Origin of the sequence: Aeromonas sp. TW 6 (assembly GCF_013168745.1) — a bacterium.
GTDB lineage: Bacteria > Pseudomonadota > Gammaproteobacteria > Enterobacterales > Aeromonadaceae > Aeromonas > Aeromonas caviae.
The window spans coordinates 1-15,222 of record NZ_JABERS010000068.1; the positions used below are offsets into that span (position 1 = coordinate 1).

Genomic DNA, 15,222 nt, shown 5'->3' on the forward strand with positions numbered 1-15,222 from the left:
GGAAAGTCCTCCCTGCGTCCGCTGATGGCCGGCAGCAGCCCGTCGTTGCCTGATGGATCCAACCCCTCCGCTGCTATAGTGCAGTCGGCTTCTGACGTTCAGTGCAGCCGTCTTCTGAAAACGACAGAAGCCCGCTAAACCCGCCACTCCCTCAATAAAGTATGCCATCTACCATTAGGGGGCTAACCCCAACCCACCGTGCCCAACCGACAGCCCTCCCCCCTGGTGAGCCATCTTTTGTCTTTCCTGCTGACCCGTGCCAGCCGAAGCCTCGCTATGGCCCCCCTTGAGCGCTACCTCGAACTCACTATCGCGCTCTCCTACCCTACCCCTTCAGCTTTCCTCTGCCCGACTGCTGCAGCGACCGAGGCCCACCCACGCCCCAGCTGAAACCGACCCCCCGCTCTATTTTTTTTCTATTGCTCTCTGTGGTCCGAACCCCCGAGGCAACTCTCTCTTTTCCTCTCTCTCTTCTCTCTCTTTTCTATCGCTCGTCTATCGTAGCGCCACTCCTCCCCTCCCCCGGTGCCCGGTCCGATCTCCTTTCCGGACATCGAGGCCCCGCCCTGGAACTTGTCCAGGGAAGCTGTCCTGGGAAGTGCCACCCGGTCATAGAAAATGTCCTAGAAAGACACCAGGTAGTTTGAGACACAACGAAAGCGCGACCGCGCTTGAGTAGCGTCGAAGACGGCAACGGCTCAGTGTCAGTGCCCAGGTCAGTGTCAGTTGCCCTGATGGTTCGGTTGCCCCCTGTCCGGGGAGGAACCTGAGATAAGCCGGAGATGAGCCATAGCGGTACCAGAGATGAAGCCGCGGGGGTTGGATCGGGGCGCAGCGCAGCAGAAGAGAAGCAGAAGAAAAGAAAAAGACGGTTCGGCAGAGTGTGGCGGTGCGGGTAGGCGTCGGAGGTACGATCGGAGGGGTGTGTGATAGGGGATGACCCCTAATGTCTGATGGCATATATTTAGATGAGGGGATGGGGTTTAAGGACGCTTTCTTGTCACTCGGGTGTCAGGTTGTTGGCGCGGCGTCAGCCGGTTGACGCTCTCCGGTGGCCGGTACGGTTCAGGTTTTCCCGATCCGATCACCCTTTCGGGCCCTGCTTCGCGTTCACATCCGGACTCATCTCATGCCACACTGAGCGCCTGCCCTGCCATTCATTGCGAGAACCCGATGAGCTCATCCCTGACCTTTGAGGTGACCGGCAACACCGGTGCCTTCGTCTTCCCCGAGTTCGCCAGCCTACCCTTCTTCACCCTGCTCGATGGCTTTATGGTGGAGTTGTTCAATGAGGACGAGTTCATCAGCGAGCTCAAGGCCCTGCATAAAGCGGAGCCACACTGCCTCGATGTCATCGCTTCTCTCGCGGCGTAACGGTTCACCCAGACCAGTTGACAGGTAAAAAATGAGACGATCGTCCGGTGATCCACTATTGCCTCTTGCGTGATCCTGTCAGCTTGGCACCATCAGGGGCATGAGCACATCCATGACCCCACCGGTGTATGCAAGTAATAAAGTATCACACCAAATTGCGCTGTAAGCATTGATATTGATAATAAAGAAACAGGGCCATAACAACAAAGTATCATACCAACTCACGAACTCGATCCAGAATACGTGAATTATTCGAGGAATAAAGGATCATACTGGATTGCAGCTTTCCTTGAGCAGGGCGGCTTAACTACATTGCCGCTTCAAGGGGACGTTCATCCCATTGATTCATCTCAAATCTGATTGCCGTGCATATGTTTTTGAGAATCCTCCAGCTCTTGTCACTGCGGATGCTGCATTACATCAATGCACAGCTACTGACTGCATCTGTGTTTTGACGTATTGGTAAATCACCTCGGCACGGGCCTCTATGTCCTCGCTGGAGCATTCATCGGGCATTCCTTCCAGCATGCGGTCAATGATTGCCACCTTCATTTTGGCCTATGACGAGTGCTCCCAGTAGCGAGAAAGAGAAATCGGCATCAGCGACTCCACCCCGATGACAATGCCTCTGCCTGCTGAAGTACGGTTTGTACCGCTGTATCTTGAAGATCAGGCGGATAGCCATATTTTCGCAAAATACGTTTCACCATTACCCGCATCCGTGCGCGAGCGGACTCTCGATGGGCCCAGTCGACTGACACATTTTCACGCAGGCTCATTAGCAGTTCATGAGCGATAAGTTTCAGCTTATCGTCACCCATCATTTGAATGGCGCTCTCATTCTCGGCCAACGCATCATAGAAAGCGATCTCATCCTCGGACAACCCTTGCTCTTCGCCGCGTTGACGGGCTGCGCGGATGTCCTTGGCCAGTTGGATTAACTCCTGCAGCACCTCAGCGGTGGTGATGGCGTTGGCGTGGTAGCGCGCTACCGCATCCTCTAGCCGCTCCGAGAATGCCTTGGTCTGCACGACGTTGGCCTTGCTGCGTGAGCGAATGCCGTCGTTGATCAGCTTGCGCAAGGCTTCCAGCGCAAGGTTCTTCTTCTCCATCTGCTGAACTTCGGCGAGGAATTCGTCCGAGAGGATGGAGATGTCCGGGCTCTTGATACCCGCAGCGGCCAGGATGTCGACGATCTCGGTTGAGACCACCGCGCGGCTGACAATCTGCTGGATCGCCAGCTCGCGTTCTTGCTGGGTCACGCCGGAGCCAGTACTGCTCTTGACCAGCGCGGCACGGATGGCCTGAAAGAAGCCGACCTCCTCCCGGATTTCGCGTGCCTCGTCAGAAGCGGATGCCAGTGCGAACGCCTTGGACAAGGCCAGCACGGCGTCTTGGTATCGACGGTGAGCGTTCTTCTTGCCTTCTTTGGTCTTCTCTTTCGCAGCCAGCTTCTGTTGCAGGTCGAGAATCCACTCGATGGCCCCCGCCATCATCGCTAGGCGCTCCTGTGGCGTGCCGCTCATCGCGGAGACGTAGTCGTAGCCGTGGTACATGTCCCGCACGACCTCGTACTTCTCCATCATCACCGCGATGGCCTGCGCTTCGTCGACGCCGGTGTTTTCCTGATCGTTCTTCGAGTACTGCTGCAGCGCCGACTTCAGGTTTTGCGCGATACCGATGTAGTCCACGATCAGCCCGGCAGGCTTGTCGCGGAACACGCGGTTCACGCGCGCAATCGCCTGCATCAGTCCGTGGCCCTGCATCGGCTTGTCAACGTACATCGTGTGCATACACGGTGCGTCAAAGCCTGTCAGCCACATGTCCCGCACGATCACCAGCTTGAGCGGGTCTTTAGGATCGCGGGCACGCTTGGCCAGCAGATCGCGCCGGGCCTTGTTGCCGATGTGCTGCTGCCACTCCTGCGGGTCGCTCGCTGCGCCCGTCATCACGATCTTGACCGCTCCCGCGTTGTCATCGGCGCTGTGCCAGTCCGGGCGCAGCTTGACGATCTCGTCGTAGAGCTTGACGCAGATGCGGCGGCTCATGCACACCACCATCGCCTTGCCATCGAGGGCTGCAACGCGATCCTCGAAGTGGGCGACCATATCCTTGGCTACCAGAGCCAGGCGCTTGTCGCTGCCAACCAGGGCTTCGACCGTTGACCACTTCTTCTTGAAGCGCTCTTGGTCGGCCTCGGATTCCTCCTCGGTCAATTCGTTGACCTCGGCGTCGATCTGCGGCTTCTCTTCCTCGTCGAGTTCAATGCGCGCCAACCGCGACTCGTAGTAGATCGGCACGGTCGCGCCGTCCTCGACAGCACGGCTGATGTCGTAGATGTCGATGTAATTGCCGAACACCGCTGGCGTGTTGACGTCGTCCGCCTCGATGGGCGTGCCGGTAAAGCCGATGAAGGATGCGTTCGGCAGGGCGTCTCGCATGTACTTGGCAAAGCCGTAGGAGATTTCGCCGGTCTTTGCGTCCACCTTCGCCTTGAAGCCATATTGGCTCCGGTGCGCTTCGTCCGCGATGACAACCACGTTGCGGCGCGTGGTGAGCGGCTCCGCAATCTCGCCGAACTTCTGCAAGGTGGTGAAAATCACGCCGCCAGATGCCCGACTCAAGACCTTCTGAAGATCTTCGCGGCTCTCGGCCTGCACCGGCGTCTGCCTGATCAGGTCGCGGCACATCGCAAAGGTCGAGAAGAGCTGGTCGTCGAGGTCGTTGCGGTCAGTCAGCACCACCAACGTCGGGTTGGCCATCGCCGGGTGTTTGACCAGTTGCCCGGCGTAGAACGCCATCAGCAGGCTCTTGCCGGAGCCTTGGGTGTGCCAGATGACGCCCACTCGCTGATTGCCCTGTGGCGAGGACGCAGTCACCGTGCTGTTGACTGCGTGTCGCACCGCGTGGAACTGGTGGTAGCCCGCGATGATCTTGGCGAGCCCGGAACCGGTTTCGCCGAAGACCGTGAAGTGACAGAGCAGATCGAGCAGGCGACGATGCTCGAACACGCCTTCGATCAGGGTCGAAAGTTCCGGCGCACCTTTCGGGGCAACGTCTGTGCCGTCGGTGGTGCGCCACGGCATGAAGCGCTCAAGGTCTGCCGAGAGTGAACCCACCCGGGCCGCAATGCCGTCCGACGTGACCAGCAGCGCGTTGGTGTTGAACAGCGCCGTGATTTGCTTCTTGTAGGTCTGCAGCTGGTTGAACGCGCCCAGCAGATGTGCCCCGGCGCTGCCCGGCGCTTTCAGCTCGATCACGCCCAGAGGCAAGCCGTTCACGAACACCACCACATCGGGCCGCCGGTTGTTCTGGCCGTTGATCACCACGAACTGGCTCACCGCTAACCAGTCGTTCTGCTCTGGGTGTTCGAAGTCGATGAGCGCGACCTTGCCTGCCGTCAGCGTGCCGTCGTCGGCGTAATACTCTACGTCCACGCCTTCCGTCATCAGCTTGTGGAGGCGGCGGTTTTCTTCGAGCAATGAGGGCAATTCGGACTGCGTCACTTTCCGAATTGCATCCTGACGCGCGTCCAGTGGCAAACCAGGGTTCAAACGCGAAACGGCGTCCTCGAAGCGCCTCTTGAGCACGACCTCATCGTGGCTCTCACGCTCCGGGCGGTGTCCATCGGGGCCGATGTCCTCCTCGCGTTCGATGCTGTATCCCAGCCCTCCCAACTGTTCCATTAATGCCTGCTCTACGGCGGCCTCCGACAGAAACGCCATTACGGTTCTCCTTGTTCTTCGATGGGCTGAATCGCCACCAGCTTCAATAGCCCGTCGTAATGCTCACGGTCGACAGCCATCATCATTTCGAGGGTGTCGCGCAACACGGGTTGGGTCTCTGCAAGTAGAGAAAGATCGTGTCCCGGATCGGCGATTGCGCCAGCATGTGAGTACGTGTTGAGCAACCGGAGGATGCGCGTCTTCTTCGCGCTGTCGAAATCCACCCGCTCGAGTCGTGGGCCGAGATCCCCGCTCATCTCGGGGAAGCGGAAAGCGAGGAAGGCCTCGATCAATCGGCGCGCGACGTTGGGCAAACCGTAGTGGTGTTCCAGTTGGACAACGTCATTGCGGTGAGCCTCCTCGTAGACGCGCTTGAACAGGTACTGGTACTCCGATTCGTACTTCTCAAGCAGAGGATCAAGATGGCCTAACTCGCTGGTGCGAGACCCATCCGCGTGACGCCGGGTACGAAGCAGAAAGAACCGAGCGGGCCGGTCTTCGACCTTCTTCTTTCGTTGCCCAGGCAGGTGATGGAACCAGTTCTTCACCAACCGGAAAAACGAGAAGCTGTGCGTCAAGATGAAAAGCTGCCCGGCCTCCTTGGTACGATCCTTCATGTAGCCGAAGGCCGAGAACAGTGCGTTGTCATCGAGGCTCGACACCGGGTCATCAATGACGACAATCCCATTCTTCAAGTCGAATGCTCTGTCCTGCAGCGCCTTGAGGAAATAGAGGAATGCAATCGCCGTGCGCTCTCCATCGCTCAAATGCGCTACGTACTGGCCGCTTCGGGTCAGCGCGTATCCGGTGCCCTTCACCTCGAAGCGCAACTCGTCTCGCCCAAGGTAGGCGCATAGCTCTGCAGTCAGCTCGTCAGCGGGGCGGCGATGTTCGAGGATCGCGCGTTCCAGCTCATTGATCTGCGTCTGGGTTTCTGTCTGCGTAGCCTTTATGCCATCCAGTTCGGCGGTCGCGGTCTTTGCAGCACCGGAGAGCTGGACGAACTCGGCGTGCGCCTCCGCGACATACGAGGCTTCAAGCTTCTTGCACGCACTGTCGACCGACGCCGTGAACTCTGCGGAGATGCGGTTGTGCTTCTCCACGATCCCATTGAATGCGGCGACTGAGTCGGTAATCGAGGAGGGTCTCGCCGCTGCTTGTGCCTGCGTGGCGGTAGGTGCGAACGGCTGATCGCGCTTGGCCTCGACACGCGCGATGAGGGCATCGAGCACGGCTTGGGTCTCTGACTGCGCCGTCAACACCATTGCGCACGCAGGGGGCACTTCGGGCACGAGCGCTTCATAAAAGCGCGAAACATCCGGCAGTGACAGTGAGGCCGCAGTCTGCTTGGCCGCCTTCAGCTTCGAGAGAAGAGCCGACAGATCTTTCTGAAATCCCGCGAAGGCGTCGTTGAAGTGAGCTTCGAGCGCGGCGCGACGCGCTGCCTGAAGCGGCTGCTGGCAGAAGCGGCAGGTGTCGGAGGCGTGCTCGCCCGAGTGCAGATGAAGCCCTTCTTGCACCCACGCGGCAAGCTTGGCATTGCTGGTCAGTTCATCGAGCGTCTGCGCGACGACGGAGCGACCGACCAGCGTATCTACTTCACTCGTCAACGTATCAAGTTCGATAGATGGCGCAACAACCTTGCCGACAATGGGCTTTGGCTGGGCGTTCTTCTGGCTGTGGAGCTGTGCTTTCTGCTCATCGGAAAGAGTCGCGGCCGCCGCCTGCTGCGCATCCATTGCTTCAACGGCACGCCTGAAATTTCGCTTGTCGTAATTGTTGTAGGTCTGGCTGTTCGCGGTGGTCAACAGCTCCTTGATGAGCTTCGCCTTGTCCCTGCAGAAATCGTCCAGCTTCGACTCCGCTCTTGTCTTGTCGGCCTGAGCAGTCCGCGACTTGATGTCGGTCGTGGTAAGTTCCTTCTTGAGCTGCTCGACCCGTGCCTGCTTCTCGATGCTGTCTTCGCCGAGAAAGTAGATCGGCGCAATGCCGCCCGTTTGTGACAGGGTGGCATTGATGAAATCCCGGTTGAAGACGCGCACTTGGGGCAGTTGCGCCGAAGCGAAAGCGGAGCCTGCGACCTTCGTTGTGCCGTCGATCTCCAGTGCCGCTTCACCTTCGAGGAGCGCGGTCTTCTTCTCAACCAGCGAAAGCAGCCATGACAGCGTCGTCTTCCCGCTGCCGTTCCATCCATAGATGACATTGAACTGCGCAAACGGGTGTAGTTCTGTTGGCCAAGCAAAGTCGCGGAACACGCGGAGCCGCAGCTTGGCGATGCGAGTCAACTTCATGTCGACTCTCCTTGTTCTTCGACCGGCTCCACAGCCGGAGCAGGTGCGCCGCGCGCAGCGTTCAGCGCTTCGACATAGGCATCCCGATCCAGTTGGTAAAGCAAACGGCTGACTTCGATGTTGATGGGCAGCTCATCGCCGCCAGGCAATAGAAAACGTAAAGTTGGTGAATCGCCGTCCTCGGCGTCCAAAGCTAGCCCCACGTGCGCATCGATCAGTGCGTTGTCTGTTGCGAATCGCTCCCACGGCTCGCGGGAGCTGCTCGGGTCGAGCTGCGCATCCAGATAGGCCTGATGCAGAAAGGCCACGATGGCATCAGCCGCCAGCACGGCACTGCGTCGGTGGTGCTCTGCCAAGCGCGCCAGATACGGATCTTTGCCATGGCTGGCAGGGCCCGCCTTGTTGCGCAGGTCGTTCAGTGCATCGGCCAGCTTGTGATGGCTGGACACTAGCTTCTTGAACTTGTCATCGCGCACGTCGCCCAGCTTGAGCGCGCGAATCGCCGAACTCAGCCAATCCGACAGCGAGGGCGTTTCCTGTACCGGTTTCAGCGGAGCTTGCGGGGTATGGAAGCTGTCAACCACCACCCGGCACACCACCTCGACGACGGTCTTGGCGCAGTCGATGCACGCATCGTTGTTCTGCTCCAGATTGCGCTCCATCGCATCGAAGGTTTGCTGCAACATGGGCGCGTCGTGCCAATAGCCGCAGGCCTCGCGGATGCCAGGGCACCAGTCAATAGTCATTTCTCGATGCCCACTATATGTATACCGAGTGCTGCAGACTCCCGTTGAATGAGCCACCTGCGACAACGATCATGCAGTGACTGATGGAAGCCTTTAATTGTTGACCCCCATATCAGCCCCCCAAGCGTGAAGATAAACAAAATACTCAGAATTGATGGGATGGCCCACTGCAATAACTGATTCTCAAATTTGAACCCTAAACTTGCAGCTACTCCAACAGCGAGCACGACGACGACGCCAATGGAAAATGACCATGCAACACGCCCTGCTGTCCGATCTGAGCGCCAGTAAATTCGCTGCTGGATAAGCAGTTTTTCGTTACGCTCCGCGACGAGTTTTTCTTGTGTTTGATTATGGGCTCTCTTTTCTGCAGAGAGCTTATCGTTCTCTTCGCGCTTTATTTCACCGGTGACGCGGTCTAGTACTGCGGTAATTGTCTGTTCACTCAGCGACTCCTCCTCACCGAGCGTCAAAGACATAAGTTCTTCGTGGGCTAACTGGCTGCTCCGAAGGAGTTGTAGATCTCTGGCTGTAATGGTTTTCTGCCTTTCAAGCTTCTCAACTTCTGAGAGATATTTATCCCATATCGCCTGCGAAGGCTGGAGAGCGGCATATGAAAAGGCGAGAACCTCTCGCATCGGAATGGAGGGGGCTCCCATGGGAGCCTTTAACCATGCCATGTTGGCCAAACTGAAATCCGTAATAACTGTTGATACCTCGCGAGATTCCTGGTGCTTGTCGCCATACCGAAATGCAGCTCTCGCGAATGCTGTGTTGCATGTGACAACGACAGCCTTGCACTTTTCAACATTCTGCGGAGAGGAGTGCGCCCTTAGCACATAGATGCTGCGGACAGAATTAATGTCATAGTCCTTGGCGTAAGGATTCGAGTACTGAAGCTCACCATCAAGAGTTTTTGAGAAGGCCGTCTCATCAATTTGGAAATTCGCTACGTATCGAGGCGTTGGGATAACGTTAACCTTGGATTCGCTCAGTTTTTCATCAATTTGACCCGCCAGCATTAGCATGTCGGATTTTGTTGTTCCTCGTTGGCGAGCTTCGGCAACAATTGCACCACGCCCCCTGAAGGACTCAATGTGACTTGCTGCACCTTTGATCACACTTTCCAGCTCGTTGCGAGAGTGTTCAAATGCTCCGACACGCCCACCAAGTGAAATCAATAGTTCTATTAGATCGCTGATCGAGTCCTTCTTGGCCTCTCCTTCCAGCCCGAGAAGTCGAACGAGAAGAGGTGTATCCAAATAAAACGTTACACCGTCATATGTTTTTGGCAGGCTCTGAAGATCTGGACATAAAAGGGCATTCGCCAGCATGTGCCCCTGAACAACGATAAGGAAACTATCGAATCTCTCGGGGTCGCTCTTCTGCAGGTCCAGCACGTATTTGCTGACCAGAACAATTTGAGCATTGTGGTGCCCTTCGATATCGGGTATTGCAGTTCCACGAAGGTATGCCCGCAAACATTGGATGTCGAATTGTGAGAGAAATGCGCGTACCGCTACATCTGCTTCGTCATCGGTTGTAATTGGCTTGGCTGTCGTCTTCGAAAAAACACGCAATCCCGTTAATACTGCGTTGATGTGTCGCTCAGCACTGGCTTTTTCTGCGCCGATCCTTGGATCTGCTAGTGTCCCCGTCACCTGATAGACACCGTCTTTTTTTTCGATCGGATGGTTTCTAGACAAGCGCTTAAGCACCACTTGAATCGCTCTTGCCGGTATTTCCATCCCGAAGTCGGAGCGAATCCAGTCCTTAACCACAGCATCGGTTACCGGGTTGATTTGATGGTCAACTAGAACCTGAAGAATGAATGGTCGCAGATAGTCGAGATAGTCATGCCCTTGGTCGACATGGACCTTCAGCATGGCGAGGCTGGTCAATGTTGATGAGGTCATCAAGCGATTCCTCTCAAATACTTGTCAGCGTCGCCGACTCGCAACTCGCCAGAGATCAGCTTAGGCAGCAGGGAGTCGCGAAGTTGGGTGAGGGAGCGGGATTCCCGTTCGTTTTCCACCATCTGTCGATAAAGCGAGTCGGTCGACTTTCTAAACCTCGTCAGTACGGGCTCTGAAGGAACTACGACGGGAATTGGCCGGAAATTGGTTTTGCTGATCTCCTGGAATGTCGAGCCGTTGGCGTTACCGACGATCGCATCCATGCTTTCCCTGCACCAAAGCAGCACAAACACGTTTGGCAGAACACCATCACATTTCATCGCGATGAAGCCTTGGTTGATCGCCGTTGGAACCTCGGCGATAGCCAAATAGCCGATGGGCGCGCGAGATGAGAGCAACACTGTGCCGACAGGCAGGAGGCCTGAACTGATCTTCGCAAGACCGGCATCCGTGATCTTTCTATCTGTATTCAGCAAAACGGGAAATTTCAGGGGGGACAGGTCTTTGGGCGTGGCCCAGCAGTGGTGCCCGCCTTCCCAGAAGTTGGCTTCCTTGGTGCTTGGTGTAGACCCGCCGCAGACGGACACTTCGGCGCCAATCGTCGAATGACGCCACCCCTCCGGAACCTCCCCCAACTCCGATTCGACGAGCCGGTCGGGGAAGAGGTTGTAGAGGTGCGCGGGTAGGCCGGGCAGCGACTGGCCGCGCTGCCAGCGGCCCTCCAGCTTGGCCCGCACCGGCTCGAAGTCCACGAACCACGCCTTGAACAAGGCACGGGCCATGGCTTCCAGCGTTTCGTTCTGCCTGCGGTTGAGTTCGATCTTGTCGTCCAAAGTGCCGAGGATGCGGGAAATGGCAAGTTGTTCATGCTTGGGAGGGACATCTAGTTCAAGCATGTAGACGGCAGCACGAGTTGTTGAGGGGATCGGCGAGCCGTCATCCACTTCGCCAAGTTTGTAATGCTTCACTGCGTAGTAAAGCCAGCGCATATCCAAATCGGTTTTGGGAACGACGTAATACGCAGTATCGATAACCCAGAATGGCTCACGACAGAACTCAACGCCTCGATACGCTCCTTTCCGACCGAGCACGACACCCGGCCCATGAGTCAACGCATCGGATGTCCAGCCAATGGGGCCATTCGAGCCGAAAACACGATATTTGCCGTGGGTTTGGCTGTAGCCACGGATTGCCTTTCCATATTCGAGGGTAACTTCATCACCCCAATTGGATGGACGCCAATCATTCGCCATACCCGAGCTCCTTCAAGTTGGCTTCAATCGACGCATCCAATTTGGCCGCCGTAGCACGGTGCCCGCGCCACTGCGCGGAGAGCCGCAGCATCTTTTCCTCGAAGGGCTCGCCATCGTCTTCCACATCTGCAGCGCCCACGTAGCGGCCAGGCGTCAGCACGTGGCCATGTTTGCGGATTTCGTCCATTGACACTGACTTGCAGAAGCCCGCCACGTCGGCGTACTCCCCTGCGTCCTTTTCACCGCGCCAAGCGTGATAGGTATCGGCGATCTTCTGGACTTCCGCGTCGGTGAGTTCGCGGCGGGTGCGATCTACCAGCACGCCGAGCTTGCGGGCGTCGATCAACAAAACCTGCCCGCGTCGATCCCGCAGACCCTTGCCGGGGTTTTTGTTGCGAGCCAGGAACCATAGGCAGGCGGGAATCTGCGTGGAGTAGAAGAGCTGACCGGGCAGAGCGACCATGCAATCCACCGCATCGGCTTCGAGCATGGCCTTGCGGATGTCGCCTTCGCCGGACTGGTTGGAGCTCATCGAGCCGTTGGCCAGCACCACGCCTGCCGTACCGTTGGGCGCGAGGTGATGGTAGATATGCTGGAGCCAAGCGTAGTTGGCATTACCCACGGGCGGCACGCCGAACTTCCACCTTACGTCCTCACGCAGTCGGTCGCCACCCCAATCGGAGATGTTGAATGGGGGATTGGCGAGGATGTAGTCGGCCTTTAGGTCGCGCAGTTCGTCCTTGTGAAAGCTGCCCTCGTTGTTCCAGCGTATGTCGGAGTCGATGCCGCGCACAGCCAAGTTCATCTTGGCCAGCCGCCACGTGGTGTAGTTCGACTCCTGCCCGTAGATCGCAATGTCGCCAATGCGGCCTCCGTGCTCCTGAACGAACTTCTCCGACTGCACAAACATTCCACCCGAGCCGCAACACGGGTCGTACACGCGGCCCGTGTACGGCTCCAGCATTTCGACCAGTACACGTACCACGGAGCGCGGCGTGTAGAATTCGCCGCCGCGCTTGCCTTCGGCACCGGCGAACTGGCCGAGGAAGTATTCGTACACGCGCCCGAGAATGTCCTTGGAGCGGTCGCCTTCCTCGTTGAGCGCAATGCCGGAAATCAGGTCGATCAGCTCGCCCAGCATCACCTTGTTGAGTGCGGGTCGGGCGTAGTCCTTGGGCAGCACGCCCTTGAGCGACTCGTTGTCCTTCTCGATGGCGCGCATCGCGTCGTCGATCAAGGTGCCGATGGTGGGCAGTTTGGCGTTGGCCTGCAGGTGCGACCAGCGAGCCTCCTTCGGCACCCAGAACACGTTGTCGGCAAGGTACTCGTCTTTGTCCTCGGCGGCCTGTGCGTCTTCGGCCAGCAGCGCCTTGTGCTTGGCCTCGAAGGCGTCGGAGATGTACTTCAGGAAGATAAGTCCGAGCGCGACGTGCTTGTAGTCGCTTGGTTCCATGTTGCCGCGCAGCTTGTCGGCGGCCTTAAAAAGGTCGGCCTCGAAGCCGAGGTTGCCCCCGTTGCCGTTTTTGGCGGTGTCGTTCTGTGCCATCGTGTTCTTATCCTTTGCGTAATGTCTTTGCTGCCGGGGCTTGATACCCCGGCGCGAGCTTTGCGTTCTCAACGCCGTACAGCGCCAGCGGATCGCTGAGCCATAGGCGGTACTGTTCTTCCTTGAGACGGTGGTCGGGCGAGCAGTCCACGCTCCAGCGCAGCAGCATGTAGCCCGCGACGGCGGCGCGAACGCGCATCCGAATCGAGCCGTCGGTCATCCCGTAGTCCATCTTGATGATCTCGGGGCGTTCAAGGCGCGGGTGCGGCACGAAGTCCAGTTCGACGATGCGCGTCCACTGGATGTCGTTGTCCGGCCGTTCGTTGGCCTGTAGCTCCTCGTCGAGCAGCGTTGGCGCTTCGATGCGGGTGACGACGAAATCCCGAAACTCTCCGCTCTTGCGATCAAAGGCCCGGACGTGCCAGCGCAGGCCGGTGTCCACCAGCGCGAAGGGAACGATGACGCGCTCGGACTCACCGCTGCTCATCGAGTGGTAGCGGATGGCTACTGGCCGCTTGGCATGGATGGCCCGGCAGATCGGAGCCAACACATCCATCCGAGGGCAGTTCAGAGCCACAGGAGACTCGCATGGCAGCATCGGCTGCGAATCGACGTTCACACCATCGCCAAACCCAAGCGCGAGCGTCGACAAAACACGTTGCGTCGCATGCTCGAAAATTGGAACAAACGCCTTGCCTATGCGGTAGATCTTGTTGCTACCATCGAATTCAATGTTCTGCGGTGCGATTTCCCGGTAAAGAGCCAGATCGCGCGTTGCCCCTGCCGGCGCCACACCGAAGCGCTCAATCAGGTCCGGACGCCCAATATCACCGAAGAAGTAGAGCAGGAAGTCGATGTAGGCCAGCCGCTCGCGCTGGGCAAGGCTCAAATCCTCGACCCGTTTAGAGGGTGAACTAATCATGTGCCGCAGCTACGAAATGAAAGGGGAATGTAGTGATGTGATCCATATAGCGCCATCATTGTCATCAAATTGATTACAATCATGCACCATCTTTACTATAACAACAAGATATAAAGCCTCAAATGTAGACATAGTTCGTTTTGTATTAAATCTCTTCAATACGTTAGATTGAAGTCATCCAACTGTGAAATCTTGCCGCCCAGTGCTCTATCGACTCTTCATGCAACTTGCCCTTATCCACGGATTTGGTCTGCGGGTGAGGAATGCCGGAATAGCCATCCTTGCCGCAGAGCATTTTTAGCCGCTGACTTGGCCAGTGCAGTGATTTCTGGGTTAACTCTTCTGCCAACAGCGTAAGCTGCTTGGGCCAATCCAGAGACGACTTCAGCCGTAATAGCAAAGTTGATAGAGAACAAACACCATCAGATGTATCGACTTCTAGGATATAGAAGGTGCGGCCCTGCAACTCCACCTCAACAACGGCCAGGCATCTTGGATTGCCATCCAAAAGCAGATGACGTTTACAACGGTAGAGCTTGGGTAGCTTGTGCAGTTGCTGGGAGCGAATGACGCAACCATGGGTTGCCACCAACTGCTCAAGCATCGACTGAAAACAATCAAACTTGTTGGCATATAGACGCAGATCATCGGTTTCATCCGCCTCTGCGGTCCACTCGGCACTGGGCAGAATCCCCCCAAAAACTGACTCTTCAGTACTTACGTCCTCTGATGCCTTGGAGCCAATCTCATCGTCAGTCTTACCCTTAGCTCCCTCCTGTTTTTTATCAGCAATTTTGCGTGTATTGGTAAGCGTCCAGCGAAGGCCGTATTGACAGGAGCGATAGGTTATTCAGCAGGTAGAGCAACACGCCAAGGCAGCAGTTCGCCGACCCGGTTCACCGGCCAGTCTGCGATCACATTCAGTACATGCCGCAGGTAATGCTCCGGATCTACCCCGTTCAACCGGCAGGTGCCGAGCAAGCTGTACAACAAGGCTCCCCGTTCACCACCATGGTCAGAGCCAAAAAACAGGAAGTTCTTTCGCCCCAAGCTCACCAGCCGTAGCGCATTCTCCGCTATGTTGTTGTCCACTTCTATCCAGCCGTTTTCGGTGTAGTACGTCAGTGCTGACCACTGATTCAAGGCATAGGCGAAGGCCTTAGCCAACTCGGAGTGACGCGAGAGCGACTGCATCCTATCCCGTAACCAGATCTCCAGCTCTTTCAGTAAGGGCTTTGCCCGCCGTTCTCGTTCTGCCAGCCGGTGTTCTGCTGACATGCCGCGCAGTTCTGCTTCAAGGCTGTAAAGCTGACCAATTCGTTTGAGGGCTTCGTCTGTGTTATCCGATGGCGTTCGGATATGCACATCATGGATCTTTCGCCTGGCATGAGCCCAGCAAGCGGCCTCCTTTATCGTGCCGGCAGCTCGGTCTTCACGATATAGCTCATT

The 15,222-nt window shown here is 57.1% G+C and carries 10 protein-coding genes; 1 reads left to right on the forward strand and 9 read right to left on the reverse strand.

What is annotated here, in order from left to right; all coding sequences use genetic code 11:
- The first annotated feature begins 1,173 nt into the window (after positions 1-1,173).
- The gene (locus HKD46_RS20005; RefSeq protein WP_171865873.1) at positions 1,174-1,374 is read left to right on the forward strand and encodes a hypothetical protein; all 201 of its coding nucleotides are present in this window, start codon (positions 1,174-1,176) and stop codon (positions 1,372-1,374) included.
- Positions 1,375-1,973: 599 nt separating this feature from the next.
- Here HKD46_RS20005 and HKD46_RS20010 read toward each other — a convergent pair.
- The 9 genes from HKD46_RS20010 to tnpC all read right to left on the reverse strand — a co-directional run.
- Complete coding sequence (locus HKD46_RS20010) at positions 1,974-5,099, reverse strand: type I restriction endonuclease subunit R (RefSeq protein WP_171865874.1); 3,126 nt, start codon at positions 5,097-5,099, stop codon at positions 1,974-1,976.
- On the reverse strand, positions 5,099-7,390 hold the full coding sequence (locus tag HKD46_RS20015) for an AAA family ATPase (protein WP_010672239.1): 2,292 nt from the start codon (positions 7,388-7,390) through the stop codon (positions 5,099-5,101). The genes HKD46_RS20010 and HKD46_RS20015 overlap by 1 nt, the downstream gene beginning before the upstream one ends.
- On the reverse strand, positions 7,387-8,076 hold the full coding sequence (locus HKD46_RS20020; protein ID WP_199773227.1) for an abortive infection family protein: 690 nt from the start codon (positions 8,074-8,076) through the stop codon (positions 7,387-7,389). The genes HKD46_RS20015 and HKD46_RS20020 overlap by 4 nt, the downstream gene beginning before the upstream one ends.
- 56 nt (positions 8,077-8,132) lie before the next feature.
- Positions 8,133-10,052: a hypothetical protein gene (locus HKD46_RS20025; RefSeq protein ID WP_171865875.1), complete on the reverse strand. Its 1,920-nt coding sequence runs from the start codon at positions 10,050-10,052 to the stop codon at positions 8,133-8,135.
- Positions 10,052-11,305: a restriction endonuclease subunit S gene (locus tag HKD46_RS20030; protein ID WP_171865876.1), complete on the reverse strand. Its 1,254-nt coding sequence runs from the start codon at positions 11,303-11,305 to the stop codon at positions 10,052-10,054. The genes HKD46_RS20025 and HKD46_RS20030 overlap by 1 nt, the downstream gene beginning before the upstream one ends.
- Positions 11,295-12,851, reverse strand: a complete 1,557-nt coding sequence (locus HKD46_RS20035; protein ID WP_171865877.1) for a class I SAM-dependent DNA methyltransferase — start codon at positions 12,849-12,851, stop codon at positions 11,295-11,297. Before HKD46_RS20035 ends, HKD46_RS20030 begins: the two co-directional genes overlap by 11 nt.
- 7 nt (positions 12,852-12,858) lie before the next feature.
- Positions 12,859-13,740 (reverse strand): YafY family protein, encoded by an 882-nt coding sequence (locus tag HKD46_RS20040; RefSeq protein WP_235673895.1) that lies wholly within the window; start codon positions 13,738-13,740, stop codon positions 12,859-12,861.
- A gap of 196 nt (positions 13,741-13,936) precedes the next feature.
- A complete protein-coding gene (locus tag HKD46_RS20045; RefSeq protein WP_171865879.1) occupies positions 13,937-14,623 on the reverse strand; it encodes a Tn7-like element transposition protein TnsE in 687 nt (228 codons plus the stop codon).
- Positions 14,620-15,222: IS66 family transposase (tnpC, locus tag HKD46_RS20050; RefSeq protein WP_171865878.1), on the reverse strand; the 603-nt coding region annotated here is incomplete at its 5' end. The genes tnpC and HKD46_RS20045, both read right to left, overlap by 4 nt.

Bases quoted from the DNA above. Each gene is read 5' to 3' on its own strand.
- HKD46_RS20030 (WP_171865876.1), bottom strand. From the start codon at position 11,305: ATGGCGAATGATTGGCGTCCATCCAATTGGGGTGATGAAGTTACCCTC.
- HKD46_RS20010 (WP_171865874.1), bottom strand. From the start codon at position 5,099: ATGGCGTTTCTGTCGGAGGCCGCCGTAGAGCAGGCATTAATGGAACAG.
- HKD46_RS20015 (WP_010672239.1), bottom strand. From the start codon at position 7,390: ATGAAGTTGACTCGCATCGCCAAGCTGCGGCTCCGCGTGTTCCGCGAC.
- HKD46_RS20020 (WP_199773227.1), bottom strand. From the start codon at position 8,076: ATGTTGCAGCAAACCTTCGATGCGATGGAGCGCAATCTGGAGCAGAAC.
- HKD46_RS20035 (WP_171865877.1), bottom strand. From the start codon at position 12,851: ATGGCACAGAACGACACCGCCAAAAACGGCAACGGGGGCAACCTCGGC.
- HKD46_RS20005 (WP_171865873.1), top strand. From the start codon at position 1,174: ATGAGCTCATCCCTGACCTTTGAGGTGACCGGCAACACCGGTGCCTTC.
- HKD46_RS20025 (WP_171865875.1), bottom strand. From the start codon at position 10,052: ATGACCTCATCAACATTGACCAGCCTCGCCATGCTGAAGGTCCATGTC.